22 protein-coding genes are annotated in these 23764 nt (G+C 67.9%); 13 read left to right on the forward strand and 9 right to left on the reverse strand.

All coding sequences use genetic code 11. The features are described 5' to 3' along the window. The first annotated feature begins 364 nt into the window (after positions 1-364). The 7 genes from K336_RS19405 to K336_RS0110890 all read left to right on the forward strand — a co-directional run bounded on the left by K336_RS19405 (position 365) and on the right by K336_RS0110890 (position 5850). Complete coding sequence (locus K336_RS19405; RefSeq protein WP_211223497.1) at positions 365-1042, forward strand: hypothetical protein; 678 nt, start codon at positions 365-367, stop codon at positions 1040-1042. Beyond that, positions 954-1577 carry a transposase gene (locus K336_RS20215; protein WP_081660775.1) on the forward strand — a complete coding sequence of 208 codons (624 nt, stop codon included), beginning with the start codon at positions 954-956 and terminating at the stop codon, positions 1575-1577. The genes K336_RS19405 and K336_RS20215 overlap by 89 nt, the downstream gene beginning before the upstream one ends. Then, complete coding sequence (locus tag K336_RS17865; RefSeq protein ID WP_021797279.1) at positions 1574-2176, forward strand: MptD family putative ECF transporter S component; 603 nt, start codon at positions 1574-1576, stop codon at positions 2174-2176. Before K336_RS20215 ends, K336_RS17865 begins: the two co-directional genes overlap by 4 nt. Continuing rightward, positions 2176-2910, forward strand: a complete 735-nt coding sequence (locus K336_RS17870; RefSeq protein WP_081660776.1) for an energy-coupling factor transporter transmembrane component T — start codon at positions 2176-2178, stop codon at positions 2908-2910. Before K336_RS17865 ends, K336_RS17870 begins: the two co-directional genes overlap by 1 nt. Before the next feature lie 30 nt (positions 2911-2940). Beyond that, the gene (locus tag K336_RS17875; RefSeq protein WP_081660777.1) at positions 2941-4410 is read left to right on the forward strand and encodes an ABC transporter ATP-binding protein; all 1470 of its coding nucleotides are present in this window, start codon (positions 2941-2943) and stop codon (positions 4408-4410) included. A gap of 288 nt (positions 4411-4698) precedes the next feature. Further along, a complete protein-coding gene (locus K336_RS19410) occupies positions 4699-5166 on the forward strand; it encodes a hypothetical protein (protein ID WP_051245698.1) in 468 nt (155 codons plus the stop codon). 177 nt (positions 5167-5343) lie between these two features. Then, positions 5344-5850 carry a transposase gene (locus K336_RS0110890; RefSeq protein ID WP_324603499.1) on the forward strand — a complete coding sequence of 169 codons (507 nt, stop codon included), beginning with the start codon at positions 5344-5346 and terminating at the stop codon, positions 5848-5850. Positions 5851-6061: 211 nt separating this feature from the next. On the opposite strand, the gene K336_RS0110895 is transcribed toward K336_RS0110890, so the two are convergent. From K336_RS0110895 to K336_RS0110925, 7 genes are all read right to left on the reverse strand, one after another. Continuing rightward, a complete protein-coding gene (locus K336_RS0110895) occupies positions 6062-6949 on the reverse strand; it encodes a polysaccharide deacetylase family protein (RefSeq protein ID WP_028707040.1) in 888 nt (295 codons plus the stop codon). A 28-nt stretch (positions 6950-6977) separates the two neighbouring features. Beyond that, positions 6978-7949, reverse strand: a complete 972-nt coding sequence (locus K336_RS0110900) for an asparaginase (protein ID WP_028707041.1) — start codon at positions 7947-7949, stop codon at positions 6978-6980. Between the two features lie 260 nt (positions 7950-8209). Further along, entirely contained in the window at positions 8210-10147 is a 1938-nt protein-coding gene (locus tag K336_RS16075) for an ABC-F family ATP-binding cassette domain-containing protein (RefSeq protein WP_081660779.1), read from the reverse strand. A gap of 46 nt (positions 10148-10193) precedes the next feature. Then, a complete protein-coding gene (locus tag K336_RS0110910; protein ID WP_028707042.1) occupies positions 10194-10955 on the reverse strand; it encodes a DUF4191 domain-containing protein in 762 nt (253 codons plus the stop codon). 481 nt (positions 10956-11436) lie between these two features. Beyond that, the gene (gene sucB / locus K336_RS0110915) at positions 11437-13080 is read right to left on the reverse strand and encodes a 2-oxoglutarate dehydrogenase, E2 component, dihydrolipoamide succinyltransferase (protein WP_028707043.1); all 1644 of its coding nucleotides are present in this window, start codon (positions 13078-13080) and stop codon (positions 11437-11439) included. Between the two features lie 489 nt (positions 13081-13569). Further along, positions 13570-13791 carry a hypothetical protein gene (locus K336_RS16080; RefSeq protein WP_021797260.1) on the reverse strand — a complete coding sequence of 74 codons (222 nt, stop codon included), beginning with the start codon at positions 13789-13791 and terminating at the stop codon, positions 13570-13572. Next, positions 13791-14372, reverse strand: a complete 582-nt coding sequence (locus K336_RS0110925; RefSeq protein ID WP_021797251.1) for a DUF3043 domain-containing protein — start codon at positions 14370-14372, stop codon at positions 13791-13793. The genes K336_RS16080 and K336_RS0110925 overlap by 1 nt, the downstream gene beginning before the upstream one ends. Before the next feature lie 232 nt (positions 14373-14604). Here K336_RS0110925 and K336_RS16085 point away from each other — a divergent pair, with 232 nt between their 5' ends. The 3 genes from K336_RS16085 to K336_RS0110940 all read left to right on the forward strand — a co-directional run bounded on the left by K336_RS16085 (position 14605) and on the right by K336_RS0110940 (position 16826). After that, entirely contained in the window at positions 14605-15447 is an 843-nt protein-coding gene (locus K336_RS16085; RefSeq protein WP_021797264.1) for a PspA/IM30 family protein, read from the forward strand. Positions 15448-15490: 43 nt separating this feature from the next. After that, positions 15491-16384, forward strand: a complete 894-nt coding sequence (locus tag K336_RS0110935; RefSeq protein WP_028707044.1) for a glycerate kinase — start codon at positions 15491-15493, stop codon at positions 16382-16384. A 76-nt stretch (positions 16385-16460) separates the two neighbouring features. After that, positions 16461-16826, forward strand: a complete 366-nt coding sequence (locus K336_RS0110940) for a HesB/IscA family protein (protein ID WP_021797122.1) — start codon at positions 16461-16463, stop codon at positions 16824-16826. Between the two features lie 114 nt (positions 16827-16940). Here K336_RS0110940 and K336_RS0110945 read toward each other — a convergent pair whose 3' ends face one another. Beyond that, a complete protein-coding gene (locus tag K336_RS0110945; RefSeq protein ID WP_021797132.1) occupies positions 16941-18404 on the reverse strand; it encodes a GuaB1 family IMP dehydrogenase-related protein in 1464 nt (487 codons plus the stop codon). 497 nt (positions 18405-18901) lie between these two features. Here K336_RS0110945 and K336_RS16090 point away from each other — a divergent pair, with 497 nt between their 5' ends. From K336_RS16090 to K336_RS18690, 3 genes are all read left to right on the forward strand, one after another. Continuing rightward, on the forward strand, positions 18902-19417 hold the full coding sequence (locus K336_RS16090) for a DNA-binding transcriptional response regulator (RefSeq protein WP_043150886.1): 516 nt from the start codon (positions 18902-18904) through the stop codon (positions 19415-19417). Continuing rightward, a complete protein-coding gene (gene trpD, locus K336_RS0110955) occupies positions 19417-20466 on the forward strand; it encodes an anthranilate phosphoribosyltransferase (protein WP_021797131.1) in 1050 nt (349 codons plus the stop codon). The genes K336_RS16090 and trpD overlap by 1 nt, the downstream gene beginning before the upstream one ends. A 156-nt stretch (positions 20467-20622) precedes the next feature. Further along, complete coding sequence (locus tag K336_RS18690; protein ID WP_162142604.1) at positions 20623-21414, forward strand: DUF4282 domain-containing protein; 792 nt, start codon at positions 20623-20625, stop codon at positions 21412-21414. Positions 21415-21484: 70 nt separating this feature from the next. On the opposite strand, the gene K336_RS17165 is transcribed toward K336_RS18690, so the two are convergent. Next, positions 21485-22183, reverse strand: a complete 699-nt coding sequence (locus tag K336_RS17165) for an A24 family peptidase (protein WP_051245704.1) — start codon at positions 22181-22183, stop codon at positions 21485-21487. Between the last annotated feature and the right edge of the window lie 1581 nt (positions 22184-23764).

The raw sequence follows: 23764 nt of genomic DNA on the forward strand, positions 1-23764 counted from the left end.
GGGGGCCGAGCCGCCGTGAACCGGCCGACGGCAGATCACCGCCGGTTGCCGCGTGGATTCTCCGGCACAGGTCGTGCATCTGGGTTCGGGTCAGTCGTGTGATAGCATGGGGCCTGCGGCCTGTTCCTTGATAGTTTCTTGTCACGCATTAATTATCTCGGGGCAGGCCGCCCTTCGTCTTCTGCGACACGCCTCCACGAAACCATCGACAACAGCTTAGATCATCCCTATGAATAAGCTTCTACGATCCGTAGTAGCGTGCGATCAGATCGTAGTTCTGAACGAAGGGAAACTGATATGGTCTTCATGAAACGAAATCGTGGTTTTGATGGATTTGTGGTCTTGCTTTGGATATGATGAGGGTATGCAGGTTGAGGTCACCCCAGAAGAAACCGCTGTTCTGATCCGATGGAAGGAACGCACGGATAATTACGTACTGGTTCGGATGAAGGCCGAAGCCATTCTGTGTGCTTCTCGTGGTGTCGATGTGGGTATTATCGCTGAAATGGTCGAGCGCAGCGCGAAAACCATCCGGGAGTGGCTGGCTGACTGGCAGAACACCAGGATGTGTTCGGTGTTGACCGGGCATGCGGGGAACCGGAACGCGGCGGAACTCACCCGCGCCCGGAAGGAGGACCTCGAGGCTGTTCTGGCTCTGCCGCCCTCCCGGTCCGGCATCGATGTCGAGTTTTGGGATGTTCCGGCCCTGCGTGACGTGGTGAAGATTCTGTTCGATGTCGAGTACGAGTCGGATCCTTCGTATCAGCTGCTCCTGCGGTTCTGCGGGTTGAGTTTCAAGCCGCCCGATCCGTTCGACGAGCACCGTGACGAGGAGGCCATCACCCGGCGGATGGCCGAGGTGAAAACTCAAGTCAACCACTTGTTGGAGGCCGGCTGGGAGGTGTACGCGGTCGACGAGGTCCGCTTGGGAGAACGAGGCCGAGACCCGCCGCATGTGGCTACCCAAGGGGCAGCGCACCAAGTTCTACGTGGACCGGCAGAAAGTGTCCCAGTCGTTCTTCGGTGTCTTGTCTTTGACTGACAAGAGAATGCGGCTGTATCCGATCGAGGGGAACCAGAACACCGAGCAGATCATCCTTGCTTTGGAGCGGCTCCAACGTGAAACCAAGGCCGACCGGGTCGCTGTCGTGTTGGACAATGCTCGGCTCCACCACGCGAAAGCGTTGACCGGCCTCTACCGGCCGGACCGGCTCCTGGAACGCATCACCCCCTATTTTCCTGCCGCCGTACGCGCCCGACCACAACTCCGTCGAGCACGTCTGGAGCACTGCCAAGAACAATATCGCGAACATCCAGCACGAGCCCCCGGACCAGACCTTCGGAGCATTCGCCTCATACATCACCGGACGCACCGTCGACTACGACTTCGAACACCTACCCAAACCCAGACCAGAAACCGATCTTGTTTTATGATCGCCATAGAATCCGGCACACACGAGGAACTTGATGCAGAGGGATGGCTTGTACCATCGCCTTCATTCACCGCAAAACGAGAGTCTGGTATGGAAGGCCAAATGAATGAGATCATTATTTTTGGAAAGGACCACCTAACATGAAAAAAGAAACGAACAAGAACCGGTTGAACGGAAAAGACCTGATGAATGTGGGTATTTTTACCGCAATCAATGTCATATGCATTGTGTTGATTGCCGTGGCGATCGGTTTGACACCCGTTGGCTTCATGCTGATCCCAAGTGTTACTGCAATCATACTTGGCATTCCAATGATGCTTTACTTTACCAAAATCAAAAAATTTGGAATGATCTTGATTTTTGAGATTGTAAATGGTGTTGTCCTTTTACTGACGGGTATGGGGCCCGACGCGCTCATCTGCGGAATTGTTATCAGCCTGATCGTAGAACTTATTATGAAGTCTGGAAACTACCAGAGCGCCAAGCGCGCTGTTCTGGGATACGCCATTCTGATGGTCACATCCTGTGCCAATTACATCCATTGGCTGAACGCCAGCGCAGAGTGGCTTGATAAAAACGCGGCAACATATGGACAGGGTTTTGTGTACACGATTTCCGATTGGTTCGATTATTGGTGGATGCTGCCCTTGGTCATTCTTTCCGCCTTTGTTGGAGGTCTGATAGGTGGCCTGCTGGGTAGGGTTGTGCTGAAGAAACACTTTGTCAGAAGTGGGTTGGTCTGATGGAAACAGTGCTGCGAAACGCAAGGTCGGCAGCAAAGCAGATGTTTCTTGACCCGCGGACAAAGATTCTGCTTTGCCTGACGGTTTCCTGCGTTATGATTTCAAGCGACAGCTTCGGAATTATGAACGTTGTACTGCCGTGCCTTGCCGCGATTCCATTACTATTCCTCATTTTACTCAAAAAACCGCAGATTGCAGCCTACTATGCAGTGATGTATGCGGTCACGGCGACGGTTCCCCGCCTGTTGATGCCGCATTTATCACCCCTGCTCAACCTCCTCTTTACCGGCATGATCGCCATGTTCACAAAGCTGATTCCGGGGATGTCCATGTTTTGCCTTCTGGTGTTGACAACCACGGTAAGCGAGTTTGTTGCAGCTATGGACAGGCTGCATATATCCAAGAAGTTTTCGATCCCAGTATCCGTAATGTTTCGCTTTCTTCCCACGATACGGGAGGAATACAGAGCGATTCGGGATGCCATGCGGCTTCGGGAAGTCGGATCATGGCGCAATCCCATGGAGATGCTGGAGTATCGGATGGTGCCGCTGCTGACCAGTCTTGTCACAATCGGGAATGAACTGTCCACATCCGCCCTTACGAGAGGGCTAGATGCCCCTGTACGACGCACCAGTATCTGCCCGATTGGATTTCATTGGCAGGACGGCGTTGCGCTGCTGCTCTGTATCGCGGTCATCATTTGCTTTGTCCTCTCAACTTTCTATGGATGGTAGCAGAAACTGCTTCAAGGAGGAGATTTCCCTTTGATAAGAATTGAGAACGTATCTTTTACTTATGAAAATGTCGACAATGGTGCGGCAATCCTTGATAATTCCATACAAATTTCCAAAGGGGAAATCGTCCTGTTGTGCGGGGAATCAGGCAGTGGGAAAACCACGTTCAGTCGATTGGTAAATGGGTTGATCCCAAACTACTATGAAGGTACGCTTACCGGTAAAGTTCAGGTCGAGGACAAGAACCCGGAGGATGTCGAGCTGCACGAACTGGCACCATATGTTGGCTCCGTGTTCCAGAATCCCAAAGCGCAATTCTACACGTTGATAACAGATACGGAGATTGTATTTGCCTGCGAGAATATGGGTATGGATCGCAACGAAATCCTACGTCGTTTTGATGGCACCGTGACTGCAATGCACCTGGAGCCGTTGATTGGCAGAAATCTTTTTACGCTGTCCGGTGGTGAAAAACAGAAAATAGCCTGCGCCTCTGTCCATGCCCTGCAACCCGATGTATTGGTTTTAGACGAGCCGACTTCAAATCTGGACATAGGAACAATCTATGAATTGGAGAACATTCTGCGCTTGTGGAAAGCACAAGGAAAAACCGTCATTGTAGCGGAGCATCGGTTGGATTGGCTTCGCCTCCTTGCAGACCGGGTACTGTATTTCAAAGATGGGAAAATTGAACAGGAGTTTACCGGAGCAGCCTTCTTTGAAAAACCACTGGACGATCTGCATGAAATGGGGCTTAGGGGAACGAGCCGATTTGTTCCGCAATTCGTGAAGAAGAGCAGAGCAAAGGAGGGACTGGAGCTTAGGGATTTTTGCTTTACTGGCAAAAAGAAAGACCTTCTCCATGTTGAAAGTCTGACGGTCCCCAAAGGAGCCGTTGTTGCCGTGCTGGGGGATAATGGCGCGGGCAAAACAACATTGGCCCGGTGTTTATGCGGTCTGGAGAAGAAAATGCGCGGTGCTTTCGCTTTTCTGGGCAAGGAATATAAACCAAAGCAGCGACTGAAACTCTGCTATATGGTTATGCAGGACGTAAACCATCAGCTCTTTGCCGAGAGCGTGCTTGATGAAGTGACGCTTGGCATCAAGGATATAGCGGAAGAAGAAAAGACAGAGTATGCTCAGAACATCCTGTCTATGTTGGATTTGCTGGCACACAAAGATAAGCACCCCATGTCTCTTTCCGGTGGGCAGAAGCAGCGCGTAGCCATAGCAGGAGCAATTGCTTCCCATAAAGAAATCATTGTGTACGACGAGCCTACCAGCGGCTTGGACTATCGACATATGAAGGAGGTCTCTGCGTGTATCCAGAAACTCTCTGAAATGGGCAAAACGCAACTGATCATCACCCACGACCCTGAACTTGTAGCTCATTGCTGCGATTATATCGTGTTTATGGACAACGGGGCTGTGTCCCGTTTTGGGGAATGGACAGATGAAAATATTGAGTTTGCATCTTGCTATTTTGAAAACGCGAGGTAAACGCTTTTGCATGCCGGGCATGGAAAAATACTGCGTCAATAAATCTGTATAAATAATATTGATTACAATGATCTCAGAACTCGAAAAACGACGGGGGTGCCAATCGAAATGAAAGAAGATTCAGTAAAAATTAGAGAAAATACCCTTTATAGCAATTGATCTAAAAGAGCAGTTTTGTTCATGGGACGTCTTTTGTGCTTTCGCGCGCATGGGAAACGACTATGGCAGCCATGAAACGAAATCGTGTTTTTCGTGGATTTCCTGTGCTGTTCCGGATATGATCGGGGCGTGCGGGTCGGGGTCGCCCCGGAGGAGACCGCTGTCCTGATCAGATGGAAGAAGCGTTCCGACAATCATGTGCTGGTGCGGATGAAAGCAGAAGCGATCCTGTACGCCTCTGAAGGAGTCCGCACCGGCATCATTGCGAAAATTGTTGAGCGGGCCGAGAGGACAGTGCAGGAGTGGCCGGCCGAGTGGCAGGCCACCAGGATGCGCCGGGTCCTGACCGGGCACGCCGGGAACCAGGACGCGGCGGAACCCGCCCGCGTCCAGAAGGAAGAACTCAAGGCCATCCTGGCCCGGTCGCCCTCCCGGACGGGTGTCCGCGCAGAGTTCCGGGACACCCCGGCGATACGCGAGGTCGTGAGGATCCTGTCCGACGCCGAACACCAGTCGGACTCCTCGTACCGGCTGCTCCCGCCCCTGTGCGGGCCGAGCCTCGAACCGCCCGGACCCGTTCGACGAGCACCGCGATGAGCCGGCCATCACCAGACGCATGGCCTGGGCGACGACCCAGGTCAAGGCCCTGTTGGACCAGGGCCGGGAGGTCTACGCGGCAGACGAGGAGGCTTATTCGAAACCCTTGTCGGACCCACGCCTGACTAGGGTTTTTCCTTGACAACGAGTTAGTTCTGAATAACCCTCGAGGTCCGCTTGGAGCATGAGGCCGGGACCCGCCGCATGCAACTCCCCAGAGGACAACGCACCAGACTGTCCGTGGACCGGCGGAAGACGTCCCAGTCCTTCTTCGGCGCCCTCCCCCCGGCCAGCAGAACAGTCACGCCGTACCCGATCGAGGTGAACCAGAACACCGAACAAACAATCCTCGCACTGGACCGACTCCAACACGAAACCGGCACCGGCAAGACCGCGATCGCCCTGGACAACGCCCGCTTCCACCACGCGAGAGCGTTGACCGGCCTCCACCAGCCGGGTCAGCTGCTGGAGCGCATCACACCGATCCATCCGCCGCCGTACGCGCCCGACCACAACCCGGCCGAGCACGTCCGGAACACGGCCAAGAACGACATCGCGAATATTCAGCGCGAGACCCCCGAAGAAACCCTCGGCACGTTCGCCTCATACGTCACCGGACGCGCCGTCGACCACGACTTCGAGCACCTCCCACTTCGCGAAACCAGAAACGATCCTGTTTCATGACGGCCATAATTCCACCTCACGATCATTTCACCCACTGTCTGAAAAACACCAAGCACTCCAGTCCGTTACATACCCAAACGGGCTGTCGTGGGCGATGATGCGCTCATCCTGCGTTTCTTGTGGGAAGACGCACGAGAACCGCAGGGTGAAACTGGCCCTGCGGTGAGGGCGGTCGTTCGCCCTGCGGTTCTTGGCGAACGTCACCGCGTCGTCACTGCGTGGTGCGGGGGAAACGCTGCGCGAAGTCGAGCGCGACGTCCTTCATGGCGGCGAACTCGACACCGTCCGCCTCACGCATGTGCGCGATGAGCCGTTCCAGCATGAGCAGGTTCTGCGGGCGGCCCGACACGTCGGGGTGGATCGTGATGGGGAACACCGCGTAGTCCATCTCCCGCTGCACCCAGTCGAACTGGTCGGTCCACAGCTGCTCGATGTCCCGCGGCGACACGAAGCCGTGGCTGGTGAAGCTCGACTTGATGAACATCATCGGCGGCAGGTCGTCCAGGTACCACGACGCCGGCAACTCGATGAGGTCGGTCTCCTCGCCCCGGACGAGCGGTTTCATCCACTCGTGGGCCGACTCCGCCGCGTAGTCGATCTTCGTCCAGGAGTCACCCACCCTGACGTAGTAGGGGGTGTGGTCGTTGTGCATGAGCGAGTGGTCGTAGAGGAAGCCCCGCTCCACGAGCAGTTCGTTGGTGACGGGGGAGAACTCCCACCACGGCGCCACGTAGCCGACCGGCCGGGTGCCCGAGCGCCTCTCGATCAGATCGGTGCAGTAGTCCAGGATCTCGGTCTCCTGACGGCGGGTCATCGCGATCGGGTTCTCGTGCGAGTAGCCGTGCACGCCGATCTCGTATCCGGCGGCGACCACCTGGTCGAACCGCTCGGGGAAGGTCTCGATCGAGTGCCCGGGCCAGTACCAGGTGACGGGCAGCTCCTGCTGCTGGAACAGTTTCAGGAGCCTGGGCACACCGACCTCGCCGGCGAACATGCCACGCGAGATGTCGCCGGGGGAGTCCTGGCCCCCATAGGACCCCAGCCAGCCGCCGACCGCGTCGATGTCGATGCCGAACGACACGTAGATCTTCTTCGACATGGTGATCACTCCTTGTCCTGTCGTGCTGTCAGATGTAACTGCGGAAACGGTCACCGAAGTCGCCGGCCGGTGTCTCGGCCGCGACGAGCAGGGCCGTCAGGATCCGGGCCTGGTAGGCGTTCAGTTCACCGGAGGCGACCGCGCCGGCGTCGACCAGGTCGACACCGCCCCCATTGCCGTAGACCGGCACCGTGGGGCCCCACGCCACCCGCGAGGACAGGACGACGGGGATCCCGGCGCCGGTGGCGCGCGCGACCTGTTCACCGAACCCGAGGCCGGCGTTGCCGATGCCGGTGCCGGCGAGCACGACGGCGTCGACACCCTCGTCGATCACATGGGCGAGGACGCCGGGGCCCGCGCCCAGGAAGCAGGGCACGACCTCGACCCGGGTCCGGTCGAAGCGTTCCCCGGGCGCCGGCAGCGGCGGGAAGCGACGGGGGACGGCGACCGAGTGCAGCCGCCGGTCACGGACGGTGGCCACCACGGTGCCGCCGTCGAACGCCGACAGCGACCAGGTGCGGGCCTTGCGGGTGCCACGGGCGGAGCGGACCTCACCGGCGAAGCAGATGAGCACGCCGCAGTCACGCATCGCGGGAGAGGCCGCTGCGACGATCGCGTCGCCGAGATTGCCCGGCCCGTCCGGGGCGGGGGAGTCCGCCGTGCGCTGGGCGCCGGTGAGCACCACGGACTTGGGACTGTCATGCACCAGGTCGAGCAGGAACGCCGACTCCTCCATCGTGTCGGTGCCGTGGGTGATGACGACACCCGCGCAGTCCTCGTCCGCGAGGGCCGCGGCGACGGCCCGTTGCAGCACCCGCAGATCGGCGAACGTGAGCAGATAGCTGCCGGTCCTCAGGACGTCCGTGGCACGCACCTCGACCCCGCCACCGGCCTCCCCGACGAGCCGGGCGGCGCCATCGCTGGCCGTCGCGCCCTGAAGGCCCGAGCCGAACCGCGACGAGATCGTCCCGCCCGTGCCGAGCACCCGTACATGCGTCATGTCGTGCTCCTCCCACCGGAAGTACGCACCGTGGTCACCGTTGACCACGACATGGCGGACCTGCGAAGGACTGTGGTGCCGCGATACGGCCGGCGCAGGGCAGCACATGGTCCTCGCTCGCCGACCGGGGACGACCGGACCCTTGAACCGGGCCGCACCCGCCGCTCGTACCAGATGGCCCCGAGCGGTCCGCTGCGTCTCACGATAGATGCCCGACGGTTCCCGCGTCCACGGGGGTGGTGGCAGGCCATCTGGCCCGGTCACCTGCAGGGCGCCGGTCCCCGCGGCCACGGGCCGGTGGGGCGGTTCCGGCCCGTGCCCCAGGGTGTGCCGATCGGTACGGTCCCCGGCCGGCCACGTGGTTCACCACATGGGCCCTGGCACCGTCCACTGGACGGTGCCAGGGCCCCTCGGTCCAGCCGCTCGGCCAGTGCCAGCCAGCGCTCCTCGAGTTCGGCGGTCTCGGCGTCCATCGCCTGCAGCCGGGCGGCCTGCTGTGCCAGCGTCTCGTAGTCGGACGGGTCGGCGGCCGCCATCTCCTCCTGCAGCTCCTGGCGCGCCGCCGCGAGTTTGTCCATGCGCCGCTCGATGGCCCGCGACTGCTTCTGCATGGCCCGCACCTCGGCCCCCGAGGGGCCGTCGGGGGCAGCCGCCGTCGCCGGCGGGGCCTCGCCGCCGGCCGCGGCGGCCCTCTCCTCGGCACGCAGCCGCAGGTACTCGTCGACGCCGCCGGGCACGTGGCGCAGCCTTCCGCCGAGGAGGGCGTACTGCTGGTCGGTGACCCGCTCGACGAGGTAGCGGTCGTGCGAGACGACGATGAGCGTGCCCGGCCAGGAGTCGAGCAGATCCTCGAGGACGGCGAGCATGTCGGCGTCCACGTCGTTCGTCGGCTCGTCGAGGATGATGACGTTGGGCTCGTCGAGCAGCAGGAGGAGGATCTGCAGGCGTCGTCGTTGACCGCCGCTCAGCTCCTCGACCCGGGCCGACAGGTGCTCGTGGGCGAAGCCGAGGCGCTCCAGGAGTTGGGCGGGTGTGAGATCGCGGCCGTCGACGCGGAAGCTCGTCCGGGTGCGGGCCAGCACCTCGCGGACGCGGTCGGGGCCGATCTCGGCGAGCCGGCTGAACTGCTGGTCGAGGATGCCGACGCGGACGGTGCCGCCCCGCCGCACGTGCCCGCTCGTCGGCTCGACCGTCCCGGCGATGAGACCGAGCAGGGTGGACTTGCCGGCGCCGTTCGCCCCGAGGACTCCCGTGCGCTCCCCGGGGCCGATGTGCCAGGTGATCTCGCGCAGCACCTCGCGCCCGTCGAAACTCACGCCGACGTCCTCGAGGTCGACGACGTCTCTGCCCAGGCGGGCGACGGCCAGGCGCTGCAGCTCCAGCGGGTTGCGCACCGGCGGGACGTCGGCGATGAGCTCGTTGGCGGCCTCGACGCGGAACCTCGGTTTGGACGTGCGGGCCGGGGCGCCGCGGCGCAGCCAGGCCAGTTCCTTGCGCATGAGATTCTGCCGCCGGGCCTCGGCGGCGGCCGCGATGCGGTCGCGCTCGACCCTGGCCAGCACGTAGGCGGCGTAGCCGCCCTCGAAGGGCTCGACGACGCCGTCGTGCACCTCCCAGGTGGCGGTGCACACCTCGTCCAGGAACCAGCGGTCGTGGGTGACGACGAGCAGGCCGCCGGCGTTCTGCGGCCAGCGGTGCGTGAGGTGCCCGGCCAGCCAGGTGATGGCCTCGACGTCCAGGTGGTTCGTGGGCTCGTCGAGGATCAGCAGGTCCCACTCGCCCACGAGCAGCGCCGCCAGCCCGACGCGGCGCCGCTGGCCGCCGCTGAGGGAGCCCATCGTCGCATGCCAGTCGATGTCGGCCACGAGCCCGGCGATGATGTCGCGGATGCGGGCCTGCCCGGCCCACTCGTACTCGGGGCGGTCGCCGATGACGGCGTGCTCGACGCTCTCGGCGGGGTCCAGCGTGTCGGCCTGCGACAACAGGCCCACCCGCAGGCCGTTGCGGCGGGTGACCCGGCCGTCCTGCGGTGCGATGGTGCCGGCGAGCACGCCCAGCAGGCTGGACTTGCCGTCGCCGTTGCGGCCGACGACGCCGATGCGGTCGCCCTCGTTGACCCCGAGCGTGACCCGGTCGAGGACGACCCTGGTGGGGTACTCGAGGTGAAGGCCCTCGGCCCCCAGCAGGTGCGCGCCCATCAGCTCCCGCCCCCGGTGGAGGGCACGGCACCGCCCGTTCGGCGGCTCATCCGCGCATGGCGCGGCGCGACATCTTCATGTTGCCGCTGGTGGGGAGGGGGCCCTTGGGCATCGGGACGCGCGAGTGCATGCGGTCGAGTCCCTTGAGCCGGTAGGCGATCTCCTCGACCTGCTCCGTGGAGAGGGTCCTGGGGAGCTTGGTGATGTACTTGGTGAGCTCCTGGAGCCTCACCTGACCGTTCTTGTCGCCGATCATGATCGTCTGGACCTCGACGCCGTAGAGCACCTGCTTGTAGCGCTTGGCCTCGGCGTGCAGCAGGTTGTGGGCGCCTCTGCCGTCGCCGATGAGGAGCAGCCCGCCGGGGCCCACGGCCCGGTGCACGCAGTTCATCTGGCGGTCGATCGCGACGGCGGGGGTGCAGTGCCACTTCTTCTTGTCGAGCATGCTCAGGGCCATCTCGCCGCCGCCCGGCTGGTCGACGGCGCGGGCGAAGGCCGCCTTCTTCACGATGCGCTGCATGACGTACAGCCCCAGCGTGAGGCCGCCGAGCACGCCGATGACGATCCACATGACCAGCCAGCCGAGCCACAGGCCCAGCACGACGCCCAGGGCCGTGCAGCCGAGTACGCAGGCCAGCAGGATCCACGGGGTGGACGACTGGTGGCCCGCGGCCAGCTTGTAGGTCTCGCGCAGCTGGCGGAGGGTGCCCCAGTCGGCGGGGTTGTCGGAGTTCTTCTTGGCCGCCTTGAGGGCCTTGGCCTCGGCCCTCTGCTTCCTGGCCAGTTCCTTGGCCCGCTCGCTCGCCATGTCCGTCTCCTCGCCGTCCGTGGGTGGGTGCCGTGCGCCGCGCCGGACGCGGCACGACGCGAACGTTCGCGCCGGATCATTCTAGTCCAGCGCGCTCGGCCCCGGCCCGCGCTCCGGCCGGGGCCGAAGGCCGTGCGCCCGGCGCGTCGTCGCTGGCTGGGGGACGAGAACCCCGGTGGGGCGTGTCTCGGGCCGCCGGCGTCCGGGGTCAGGGCGCCGTGCCGGAGCTGCTGGGCGAGTGCGCGGGGAACGGGACGGCCCGAAGCTGCGGGGGCGCCAGCCATCCGGTGGACTTGTCAACCCGCCGGCCCCGGGACGCCGGGCGAACCTGAAGACGAGCGGTGCCCATCCTCGTGCGGGGACGGCCGGAGTCCCGGGGACGCCAGTGGGGCCCGGCCGGATGGCCGGGCCCCACCGCTCCGCGCCGGTGCTCCTGCGCCGGTGGTTCCGCCGAGGGCCGCCCGCTCTCGGCAGGTGCGGGTCACTGCGTCTGGCCGAACTCGCCTCCGAAGTCGCCCTCCTCGAGGCGGGCCTTGAGGGCCGACAGGAAACGGCTGGCGTCCGCGCCGTCGACGAGGCGGTGGTCGTAGGTCAGCGACAGGTACATCATCGGCCGGATCGCGACGGTGTCGTCGCCGAAGGCGTCGGTGACGACGATCGGACGCTTCACCATGGCGCCGGTGCCCAGGATCGCCACGTTCGGCTGGTTGACGATCGGGGTGTCGAACAGGGTGCCGGTGGAGCCGTAGTTCGTGATGGTGAACGTGGCGCCGTTCAGCTCGTCGGGGCCGATCCTGCCGTCGCGGGCCCGGGCGGCCAGGTCGCCGATCCGCTTGGCGATGCCACCCACATTCAGGTCGCCGGCGTCCTTGATGACCGGCACCATGAGGCCCTTGGGCGTGTCGACGGCGATGCCGATGTCCTCGGAGTCGTGGTAAGTGATCGTGCCGGCCTCCTGATCGACGCTGGCGTTCACCTTCGGGAAGTCGCGCAGCGCCTCGGTGGCGGCCTTCGTGATGAAGGCGAGGTAGGTCAGGCCGACGCCCTCGCGCTTGCGGAACTCGTTCTTGGCGGCGGCGCGGACCCTGGCGATGGCCGACAGGTCGATCTCGACGGTGGCGGTGAGCTGGGCCGAGATCTGGAGCGAGTCGCGCATGCGCGTGGCGACGATCTTGCGCAGGTTCGTCATCTTCTCGGTGGTGCCCCGCTTCGCGGCGTCCGGGGACGGGGCCTTCGAGGCGCGGACCGGTGCCGGGGCGGCGGGAGCCGATGCGGCGGCCGCGGCGGCCCTCCTGGCCTCGATGGCGGTCTCGACGTCCTGCTTGCGGATCCGGCCGCCGACGCCGGTTCCCGTGACGGTGGCCAGGTCAATGCCGTTGTCGGTGGCGAGCTTGCGTACGAGCGGGGTCACATAGCCGTCGAAGTCGGGCAGGGTGGCGCGCGGTGCGGGGGGCGCTGCCGGTGCAGCCGGGGCGGCGGGTGCCGCAGGGGGCGTGGAGGCCGCCGGGCCCGTCGGCGTCGGGGCTTCGGACGGCTCGCCGACGACGGCCAGGACGGCGCCGACCTGGGCGACCTCGTCCTCGGCGAAGCGGGTCTCGAGGAGGGTGCCGGAGACGGGTGAGGGGACCTCGGTGTCGACCTTGTCGGTGCTGACCTCGAGCAGGGGTTCGTCGGCGTCGACGTGCTCGCCCACCTCCTTGAGCCAGCGGGAGACGGTGGCCTCGGTGACCGACTCGCCGAGGCTCGGCAGGGTCACCTCGGTGCCGCCGGCCGCGCCGGACGGGGTGGGTGCCGCAGTCGGTGCCGCGGGCGCTGCCGGTGCAGCCGGGGCGGCGGGTGCCGCAGGGGGCGTGGAGGCCGCCGGGCCCGTCGGCGTCGGGGCTTCGGACGGCTCGCCGACGACGGCCAGGACGGCGCCGACCTGGGCGACCTCGTCCTCGGCGAAGCGGGTCTCGAGGAGGGTGCCGGAGACGGGTGAGGGGACCTCGGTGTCGACCTTGTCGGTGCTGACCTCGAGCAGGGGTTCGTCGGCGTCGACGTGCTCGCCCACCTCCTTGAGCCAGCGGGAGACGGTGGCTTCGTTGACGCTTTCGCCCAGGGTGGGGAGAGTGACTTCAGTCGACATGGTTCTACCGGACTCCTTCGCCAGAGGTCATGAGAGAATCCCGCCGGGTCGTTCCAGCGGAAATTTCCTCGCCAGCCTAACCCCAACGGGTACCGCATGGGCGGGCCGCGAGGACCCTCCGGGCTCCCCCGGCCCATGCCTTGAGCGAACAGAGCGAACATGGGGAAGGACGCGAGCGGATGAGGGGGAACGCGCCACGGCGCCCTCGACATCCCCGATGGGCGGGGGACGGGTCCGGCGCCTGCGGGTGCGAGATGAGGAGAAGCGGCGGCTCCGACGGCCGGGGACGGGGTGCGCTCGTCGGGGTGTCGCTGACCGTCGTCGTGGCGGTCCCGACAGATGGGGCGCACAGACGGAGCATGAGCCGGCGGCCTGCACGACGTGTCGTCCGGTCGCGGTCCTCGGCCCGGCCCGGCGCGTTCGCGCCCAGGAACCAGTCTCATCGACTGCCAGCGGCTCTCCGGCCCGGCGAGGCGCGGGCCGGTCCGCTCACTCCTGCTTGCCGAGACCCATCGGCCCGTAGACCAGATCGTCGTCCTCGAACAGGCTCACGGCGGCGATGCCGTAGTCGGACAGCTCCTCGAAGTTCTCGCCGAGCCAGAACTCGGCGTCCTCGCGGGTGTCGAACTCGCGCCCCAACCCCAGGCCGTGGCGCTCATCCTCGCTGAGCTCGGCCTCCGGCTCGAGCTCCTCCTCCCAGTGGAAACTCATCAGTAGTCCTCTCCTCGGGCGACGACGCAGCCGGGGTTGCGGAAGCGGCGCATGGTGATCATCCGGGACATCATTTCCTTGAGCAGGTACTGACCCTTCGGGTTGAACCGGGGAATGCGGGCGAGGGCCTCCTTCCTGTAGGAGCGCCAGCGGATGAGGACGTCGACGGCGCACGCGAGGAAGTAGACCCAGATGCCGGCGCTGGAGACGAGTTGGAGCCACGGCAGCCACTGCATGGCCAGCATCGTGGCGATGAGGATGAGCACGACCGGCCAGGCGAACTCGCAGATCGACCAGTGGGCGTCGACGTTGTTGCGCAGCAGCACACGCTCGGGCCGGGCGTTGACGGCTCGGTAGGCCTCCTCGCGGCGGCGGTACGTGGCCTCGCGGTCGCGGGCCCGCTGCTCCTTCTTCGTGAGCGTCGGGTGCAGCCGTTCCATGCGCGCGGTCTCGGCCTGCTTGCGGCTGGGCGTGGGGGCGTTCTTCCTCCGCGTGTCCCGGGCCCGCTCGGACGGCTCCGGCTGTGCGGCCGCGGCCTCGTCGGCCGGGGCGGTCGTCTTCCTGGAACGCAGCAGTGCCACAGGGATGCCCTTTCGTCAGTGGTCCTCCGGGCCCGATTCTAGGATGGCCGGCGGGGCCCTCGCCAACAAGGGCCGTCGCCGAGGGCCCGCCGGCCGACGAGGGCCCCGCCGGGGCGCCCCGCCCCGAATGGCAAGATGATGCCCATCGGATCGTCCAGGCAATAGGCTGTGGGGGACAGGGCCCTCGTGCGGCAGCGCGCAGGGCATCGGCACCGGAAGGATCGATGCACCGATGGCAGGAATCTTCGAACGGCTCTCCATGATCTTCAAGTCGAAGGCCAACAAGGCCCTCGACAAGCATGAGGACCCCCGTGAGACCCTCGACTACTCCTATCAGCGCCAGCTGGAGCTGCTGCAGAAGGTGCGCCGCGGCGTCGCCGACGTGGCAACCAGCCGCAAGCGCGTCGAGATCCAGGGCAACCAGCTCGGCCAGGAGATGGACAAGCTCACCCTCGCCGCCCAGCGCGCCCTGTCCCAGGACCGGGAGGATCTCGCCAGGGAGGCGCTCACCCGCAAGTCCGGCCTGCAGGCCCAGCTCAGCGATCTCCAGGCCCAGCACGCCGCGCTGGCCGAGGAGGAGGAGAAGCTCATCCGTGCCAGCACCCAGCTGCAGGCCCGGGTGGACGCCTTCCGCACGAAGAAGGAGACCATCAAGGCGCAGTACTCGGCCGCCGAGGCCCAGACCCGCGTCAACGAGGCCTTCACCGGCCTGAGCGACGAACTCGGCGACGTCGGCCAGGCCATCGCTCGCGCCGAGGACAAGACCGCCCAGCTGCAGGCCCGCGCCGGCGCCGTCGACGAGCTGCTCGCCTCGGGCGCCCTCGACGACCCCTCCGGCACCTTCAAGGACGACATCACCCGCGAGCTCGACGCCATGGCCTCCTCCGCCTCGGTCGAGGACGAGCTCGCCGCCATGAAGACCCAGCTCGGCCTCGCCGCCGGCCCGACGGCCGCCCCCGCCCCGCAGCTCGAGCAGACCGCCCAGGCCGCACCGGACCCCCAGGCCGCTCCCGCCGCTCGGACCACGCCGGAGGCCCCCGCGGAGCAGGCCGGCTCCGACACCGACCGGGCCTGAGCCGCCGACCGGCGCCGCAGGCCGCGGGAACGGGGCGTGACGCATGAGGGTCCTCGTCGCGGCGGACGCCATGGCCGGCTTCGACGCCTGGCGCGCCGGGGCCAGGATCGGCGGCGCCTGGCGCAGCGCCGGCGCCGAGGTCGCGCTCGTGCCGCTGGCCGAACTCGGGCCGTCGTGGCGCTCGGCCAAGGAGAACCTCGCCGGGCCCGACAACACCCTGTTCATCCCGCTCGACGGCCATGACCACGACAGCGGCCCGATGCTCCTGTCCTTCCTCGCCGGGGGAGGGCCGAGCTCGCTCGTCGACGCCGTCGGGACGGCGGGGCCCGACTCCCGGGCGCAGCGGCTCGACCTCGGAACGGTCCGCGCCCACCTGGCCGAGCGCCCGCTCGTCGGCCTGTGCCGCTCGGGCGAGCAGGACGCCGTCCTGGCCGGCGTCCGCGGGCTGGCCGGCGCCCGGACGGACCTGCCCCTGTCCCGGCGCCTGGCGCTCGACCGGATGCTCGTCGCCTGGGCCGATCTGCTCGCCTCCGGCGGCACCGCCCCGACGGCCCCGCCGGACGGGGCCGCCCTCGCCGCCGCACCCGGCTCGGGCGCCGGCGGGGGAGCCGGGGTCGTCGTCCTGGCCCTCGGCGGGAGGGTGCTCACCGGGCCCGAGGCCCTCGGCGAGATCGCCGACCTCGACCGGACGATCGCCGCAGCAGACCTGGTCGTCACCGGCTGCGACGAGTTCGATGTGGACGTCTGGGGCGGTCCGGTCGTCGCCCACGTCGTCGCGCGGGCGAACGCGGCGGGCAGGCCCGTCGTCGTCATCGCCCGGACGAACCGTACGAGCCTCGCGGGCCAGCGCGAGCACGGCATCGAGGCCGTGCACGCCGTCGGCGACGGCGACATCACGGACGGCTGCCTGTCATTTGCCCGGAGCTGGTTCTGGTAGACACTTGGGGTGGTGTGGGTCGGGCCCGACCGGCCCACGTGCCCGGCTCCGGCCGGGAAGGCGAGGAGAGGACCACATGAGCGACACCGCGACGACCGACACCGCTGCCGAGAGGACCACCGGCGTGATGCTCACCGACGCCGCGGCGGCGAAGGCCGCCGGGCTGCTGCGCGCCGAGGGCCGCGACGACTTGGCGCTGCGCATCGAGGTGCAGCCGGGCGGCTGCGCCGGCCTGCGCTACCGTCTGGCCTTCGATGACGAGCAGCTCGAGGGCGACCTCGTCGACCACTACGACGGCGTCGACCTCGTCGTCGACCGCATGAGCGCCCCTTATCTGGGTGGTGCCGTGATCGACTACGCCGACACCATCGAGCAGCAGGGCTTCACGATCGACAACCCGAACGCGGCGAGCACCTGCGCCTGCGGCGACTCCTTCCACTGAGCCCGCTCCGCCGTCCGTCGCCGCGTTCTGCGCCGTCGGTTGCGCCCCGACGCCGTGCGGGGGCCGGTGACCCGGCTCGGCGGATCTCGTGCCCGGTGGCGAGTCGGCGGGCGGTCAGGCCCAGCTGACCGGGATCGGCCGGCCCTCCTCGTAACCCGAGGGCGACTGCACGCCGACGACGGCCTTCTCGTGGAACTCCGCCAGTGAGCGCGCTCCCGCGTAGGTGCACGCCGAGCGCACGCCCGAGGTGATCCAGTCGAGCAGGTCCTCGACGCCCGGGCGGGCCGGGTCGAGGTACATGCGCGAGCTCGAGATGCCCTCCTCGAACAGGGCGGCGCGGGCGCGCTCGTAGGCGCTCTGGTCACGGGTGCGACTGCGCACCGCGCGGGCCGAGGCCATGCCGAAGCTCTCCTTGTACTGCCGTCCGTCGGCGTCGGTGAGCACCTCGCCGGTGGACTCGTTCGTGCCGGCGAACCACGAGCCGATCATCACCGAACCGGCCCCGCCCGCTAGGGCGAGGGCCGCATCGCGCGGGTGCCGCACCCCGCCGTCGGCCCAGATCGCGCCGCCCGCCCCGGCCGCCGCGTCGGCGCACTCCAGGACCGCCGAGAACTGCGGACGACCCACGCCGGTCTGCATGCGGGTGGTGCACATGGCGCCCGGGCCCACCCCGACCTTCACGACATCGGCGCCCGCGTCGATGAGGTCCAGGGTGCCCTGGGCCGTGACGACGTTGCCCGCCACGATCGGCACGCGCACCCCGGTGGCCTCGGCATGGGCGTCCCGGATCGGGCGGACGCGGGACAGGGCGTCGAGCATGCGCTCCTGGTGTCCGTGGGCGGTGTCCATGACGAGCACGTCGGCGTGTGCGTCCAGCAGGGCCCTGGCCCTGCCCTGGGCGTCGCCGCTGATGCCGATCGCCACGCCGATCCGCAGCCTGCCGTCCTCGTCCAGGGCCGGGGCGTAGATACCGCAGCGCACGGCGCCGCGCTGGCTCATGACGCCGACGAGGGTGCCGTCGGCGTCCACGCCGATGGACAGGCGGTGGCGGGACGAGGCGAGGGCCTCGAAGACCTTCTGCGGGGCGGTGTCGGCGTCGACGACGGTCAGATCGGTCGTCATGACGTCGTGGAGCTGCACGAAGCGGTCCACGCCTGCCGCGTCGGACGGCGAGAACAGGCCGATCGGATGGTTTCCGTCGTCGATGATGACGGCCGTGCCGTGAGCCCGCTTGGGGACGAGGGCGAGAGCCTCGCCGACGGTCATCGTCGGGCCGAGCACAACGGGGGTCTCGAAGGCGGTGGGGGAGGACTTGACCCGGTTGATCGCCTTGGCGGCGTAGTCGACGGGGATGTCCTGGGGCAGGACCGCGATGCCGCCCCGGCGCGCCACCGTCTCGGCCATGCGGCGGCCGCTGATGGCCGTCATGTTGGCGACGACGAGGGGCAGCGGGAGGTCGATGCCGTCGCGGCTGGTGAGGTCCACGTCATGGCGCGACTGCACGCTGGAGCGGTTCGGCGCCATGAAGACGTCGTTGTACGTCAGGTCGTAGGCCGGTTGCTGGTTGAGGAAACGCACCGTCCGATTCTATGCGGGCGCCTCGTGCGGGCCCGGGCCGACGCAGAGCGGTCAGTGCAGAGAGCAGGACGGGCATGGGTGCCCTCGCGCGGGCCCGGAGTGATGGCCCCTCGTCCCGCCCGGCGGGTCCCTCGACGGTGCCGGTCAGCACGATGATCAACCGGATGGCCCCTCGTCCCGCCCGGCGGGTCCCCCGGGCGGCTTCCGTCTCGCCCGTATCGTCGCCGCGATCGCGGACGGCCTCCCGGGCGCCCGTCGCAGCCGGGAGGGCGCAGCGGATGAACGGGTGGAACGGGCAGCGGATGAACGTGGGAGACGCGACGGGATGGGGGCGCGGCGCCCCCATCCGGTGCTGCGCGGCGACGGCGCCCCCGGCCCGTGCCCCGCGCGGCGACGGCGGGGCGTCTCATCCCGGTGGTGCGGCGTCGCCGTCCACGGCATGGGGCTACGATGTGCCGAGTAGCTTCGCATCCGTTGAACCAGCCGAGGACGGTCCCATGAGCAACGACGCCAGTTCCGACTCCGCCGACCTTAGAGTCATCATCTACTCCGACGATCGCACGGTGCGCGAGCAGGTGCGGCTCGCCTTGGGGCGCACCCTCGCGTCCGATCTGCCCCCGCTCGAGACGAGTGAGTTCGCCACCCAACCCGCCCTGTGGGCCGCCCTCGAGAAGGAGGATTATGACGTCGCGGTCCTCGACGGGGAGGCCGTGCCGGCGGGCGGGATGGGCGTCGCTCACCAGATGAAGGACGAGTTCGCGCACCCGCCGCTCGTCGTCCTGCTCGTGGCGCGCGCGGCCGACTCGTGGCTGGCCGCCTGGTCCGACGCCGAGGCGATCTCGCCCTACCCTGTCGATCCCATCCGTCTGCCCCAGACGGTGGCCGACGTCGTGCGCAGGGCGCGCGCCGGCTCGTCGATGCCCATGACCACCGAGGGCTTCGGAGCCCCGGGCCAGTCGAGCCGGCACGGTCTCGACGACAACCATGACGTTCCCGAGGAGATGGCGATCTGATGGCGCAGATGACATGGCCCGACCTCATCACCGGACTCATCAATGGCCATGATCTCGACGACGAGGCCGGTGCGTGGGCCATGGATCAACTGCTCACGGGGCGGACCAGCCCCGAGCAGATGAGCGGCTTCCTCGTCGCCCTGCGTTCCAAGGGCGAGACGAGCGGTGAGCTGTCGGCCCTCTCCAAGGGCATGCTCTCCAGGGCCCTCCCGCTCGAGCTCCCGCGCGAGGCGGTCGACATCGTCGGCACCGGCGGCGACCGCGCCAACACGGTCAACGTCTCGACGATGGCCTCCATCGTCACGGCGGCGAGCGGCCGCCCCGTCATCAAGCACGGCAACCGCGCCGCCAGCTCGATGTGCGGCACCGCCGAGTGCCTCGAGGCCCTCGGCGTCGTCATCGACCTGTCGCCGGCCGCCGAGGCGGCCGTCCTCGCCGAGGTCGGCATCGTCTTTCTGTACGCCCAGCGCTACCACGCCTCGATGCGTCATCTCGGCCCGACCCGCAAGGCGCTCGGCGTGCGGACCGTGTTCAACTTCCTCGGCCCGCTGGCCAACCCGGCCCGTCCGCACGCCCAGGCGATCGGTGTCGCCGACGAGCGGATCGCTCCGCTCATGGCCGGGGTCCTGGCCCGGCGCTGCGACCGCGGCTTCGTCTTCCACGGCACCGACGGCCTCGATGAGCTCACGACGACGGGCCCCTCGGACGTGTGGATCCTCGGCGGCGGCCGCTGCGAGCGCACTGTCCTCGACCCCGCCGAGCTCGGGTTGGCTCCTGCCACCCGCGAGGACCTCGTCGGCGGCGACCCCGAGCACAACGCCGGGGTCGTCCGCGAGGTCGTCTCCGGCGCCACAGGTCCGGTGCGCGACATCGTCTCGCTGAATGCCGCGGCCGCGATGCTGGCCTTCGACGGCCCGGACTTCGACGAGCCGGTCGCCGACCAGCTGCGCGCCCGCCTCGAGCAGGCTCGGCGAGTCATCGACGACGGCCACGCCGCTGCGCTGCTCGACCGGTGGATCTCCTCGACCCGGGAGCACGCCCGGGAGTGATCTCCCGGCGGGCGGGCCCGGGCCGTCCGCGTCCGGGCCCCGCCCGGGGCCGTGCCGGTCGCCGATCCTCGTCGACCTCGCGTCGTGGGGCGGGTTGATCCGCGCCGGAATGTGGCCCCTTGCCCGTCGGAGCCCTTGATGGGTCATGATTGGTCCATGAGTGAGAATCCGACCAGCACGTCCCAACCCGACGAGCCCGACGACGCGACGCGCGTCTTCGCCCCCGGTTCGGCGGCACCGTCTCCGGGTGCCCCCTCCTCCCAGAGCTCGGCGCCCACATGGCGCAGCACCACCTCGGCCTCTTCGAGCGCACCGACCTCGAACCCCGTCCCGGGGTGGCGCGGCGCTCCGACCCAGACGCCGGCGTCCGCGTCGAGTGCCTCCGCGGCCTCCTCCCCGGTCAGCGGTTCTTCGACCGGTTCCTGGGGGCACCAGCAGCCCACCGCGTCCCAGCCCCAATCTGCCCCGTCGTGGGGTGGCGCGCCGGGCCGTCCGTCCGCCCAGCAGCCCGCCGCGTCCCAGCCCGCGCAGTCCTGGGGCGGCCAGAACTGGGGGCAGCAGGGCCAGTCCGTGCTGGGCGGCTACGCCGCCCAGCAGGCCCTTTACGCCGCGCCCGTTCCGGCTCACAAGGACGGCCTGCGCGCCCTGTTCGACCTCAGTTTCACCGAGATGGTGACGCCCCTCGTCGTGAAGATCCTCTACGTCCTGTCGATGATCGTGGGCATCCTGTGGTGGCTCTTCGCCATCCTCATCGGCACCGGCGCCGCGTCCATCGACCCCTACTTCAACAGCGGTTCGAGCGTCATGCTCGTGCTGGGGATCCTGCTCGGCTGGATCCCCGGGGTGATCATCGTCCTGGGCACCCGCATGATCAGCGAGTTCGTCCTGTCGAGCCTGAAGACGCAGCGCGCCGCCGAGGACATCCTCAAGCGCCTCGAATCGCAGTGAGCGAGTCCGGGCCCCATCGGTGGCGAGGAGCCGTTCTGCCATCGGCCGGGCGGCTCCCGCCGTGTCGGGCTCAGCGCAGGAGCCGCTGGACGAGGCAGGCGTAGGCGCCCGCCCACAGCGCCGGCCCGTAGGCGAAGGGCCTGTGGCGCGCCCGTCCGAGCCCGTGGACGATCCCGGTGAGCGCGCCGAGCACCGCAGCGACCATGACGGCGCCGATCACCCCGGCGATGCCCGTGCCGGACGAGCCCGTCAGCGCGCCGAGCCCGACGGCGAGCCGCACGTCGGCGAAGCCCAGACCGGCGCCGGAACGCCAGACGAGCCAGAAGAAACCGCCCACGGCGACGGCCCCGGCGGCTGCGCCGACGAGGGGCCACGGGTCGCGTGCGAGCGCGGCGCCCAGGGCGAGGGCGGCGGCGAGCTCGCCGAGCACCAGCCTCGTGAGGCCGCGCGGTATCCATGTCGAGACGGCGTCGACGCCGACGAGGACGACCGCCCCGGAGCCCCAGACCAGCCAGGCGGGGGCGAGGGGCCCGGCGGTGGCCGTCGCGGCCGAGGACCCCAGGGCCCCCAGCAGGCAGATGAGCCGCACCCGTCCGCTGACGGCGAGCAGCGCGTACGGAGTCTTCCCCTCGGCACCCGGCACCATCGGGTCGGGCTCGGGCTGGCGAGCCAGGAGGCGCAGGTGGACGGCGACGAGCAGCAGCGAGGCGGCGAGGCACAGCGCCCATCCGATGAGCCAGGAGGACGCGACCAGGGGCGGGTCGGCCATGACACGAGCCTATTGACAGCTGGGCCCGTCCGGAAGGCCTCCGTGCGGTCCGCGCGGGGCGACCCGGAGCCCCGGGGGTGCCCCCATGTGCTCTGCCATGCGGCAGTGGGGCAGGTCGGGGGGTCTGCCGCGTGTCAAGTCCTAGGTTTTGTGGTGGCTTGTCTGTCTGGTTTCGGCTGGCGCGGGGGGCGCGTTTGCCGGGGTCTGGTGACGGGGCGGTCTGTGCTGGCCCGGCGGGGTGGTTGCGGTGCCAGGTTTGCTCGTGCTCGGCGGGGGTCCGCATCGGGATGGCGGAGTGGGGGCGGGTGGTGTTGTAGCGGTGGGCTCATTCGGCGGTGGTGGGCTCGGCGTCGTCGGCGTTCTTCCGGGGGTCGTGCTCGTCGGGGGAGGGGGCGGTTGCGGGTCGGTTCGGTCTTGTACGGCGGGTTCAGGGCCTGGGCCGGGGCATTGTCGTGGGAGTCGTCCTTGGATCCCGTTGAGGCGACCGCGTCGCGATCGGACAGGGTCTGCTCGTGGCGGATGGCCCGGTACTGCGCGCCGTGGTCGGGGTGGTGGATCGGCCCGGTCGGGTCGGCGCCCTGCCGTCGGTGCTGCCGGATTGCCGTGGTCGGGGCGTCCGGGGCCGGGTCGGTGCGCAGGCCGGTGGGGGCCTGCCGGTCCACGTTCCGGCGCGGGTGCGCGTCGGCGGGTGGAGGCGGCGTGCACCTGCCCCGTGAACGTGCGCGCGGAGGTGATGTCCGCCATCCGCGATTCGTTCGGTCCGGGGGTCGTGAAGTGCTGGTCCATCAGGTCTGCCGGGTGCTGCTCCCGTGGAGCGGTCCGGGCCGGTCCGGGCGGCTTCGCGCGGCGGGTGCCGTGCGGGCCCATCATGTCCCGCATGGGCCGCTCCGCGGTGCAGCGGGTCACGTGCCGGCCCGTGCGCGCGGCGGACGGCGGGGCGGTTGAGTGCCGTGCGCATCTGGCGGGCTCCCGGCGCCGAGCAGTCGGCCTCGTGGACCTTTGCGGTCCCGGTCTTGAGGGTCTCGTCGTGCACGCTTCTGGCCGACGGCGGGCGGGACCGGGCCGCGTGGAAGGCGGACGGGGTGATCCTGACCCCGGCGCCGGTCAGCGGCTCGCGGATCGGCCAGGCCCCGGGGATCCGCTCTGCTGTCATGGATGGAGGAGTCGATGACCCCTACCGGCGGCCTGGCTCCGCCCGGGCCGGAAGACGCGCTCGTCTTGCGCAGGATCTCGTCGGCCCGCCCCAGCCCGCGGTTCCCGGCCTCCAGGGCCCGGATGCGCCCGGGGCATCGGCCGTGGTGGTCCCGGCCCTCCCACCGGCGTCGGTCTCGGCCCTCCTGACCCGGGTCCGCAGCGCCTCGGGATGGACCCCCGGCTCATCGGCGACCCTGCCCCTTGGGCCCGTCAGGATCCCGACGGGCCTGCACGGCCATCCTCGTGGCCCGCCCACGCAACCCGGCGGGACACTTCCTCGGCGCACCCATGACAGTGACCCCTCCATGCATTCACTGCCCCCACCAAACCCGGGACGCAGCATCACTCCAGGCTGGTTGTCGGGTTCGGTTGGGTCTGCGGGGGTGG

The sequence above is a fragment of the Propionibacterium acidifaciens DSM 21887 genome, assembly GCF_000426605.1.
GTDB classification, from domain to species: Bacteria; Actinomycetota; Actinomycetes; order Propionibacteriales; family Propionibacteriaceae; genus Propionibacterium; species Propionibacterium acidifaciens.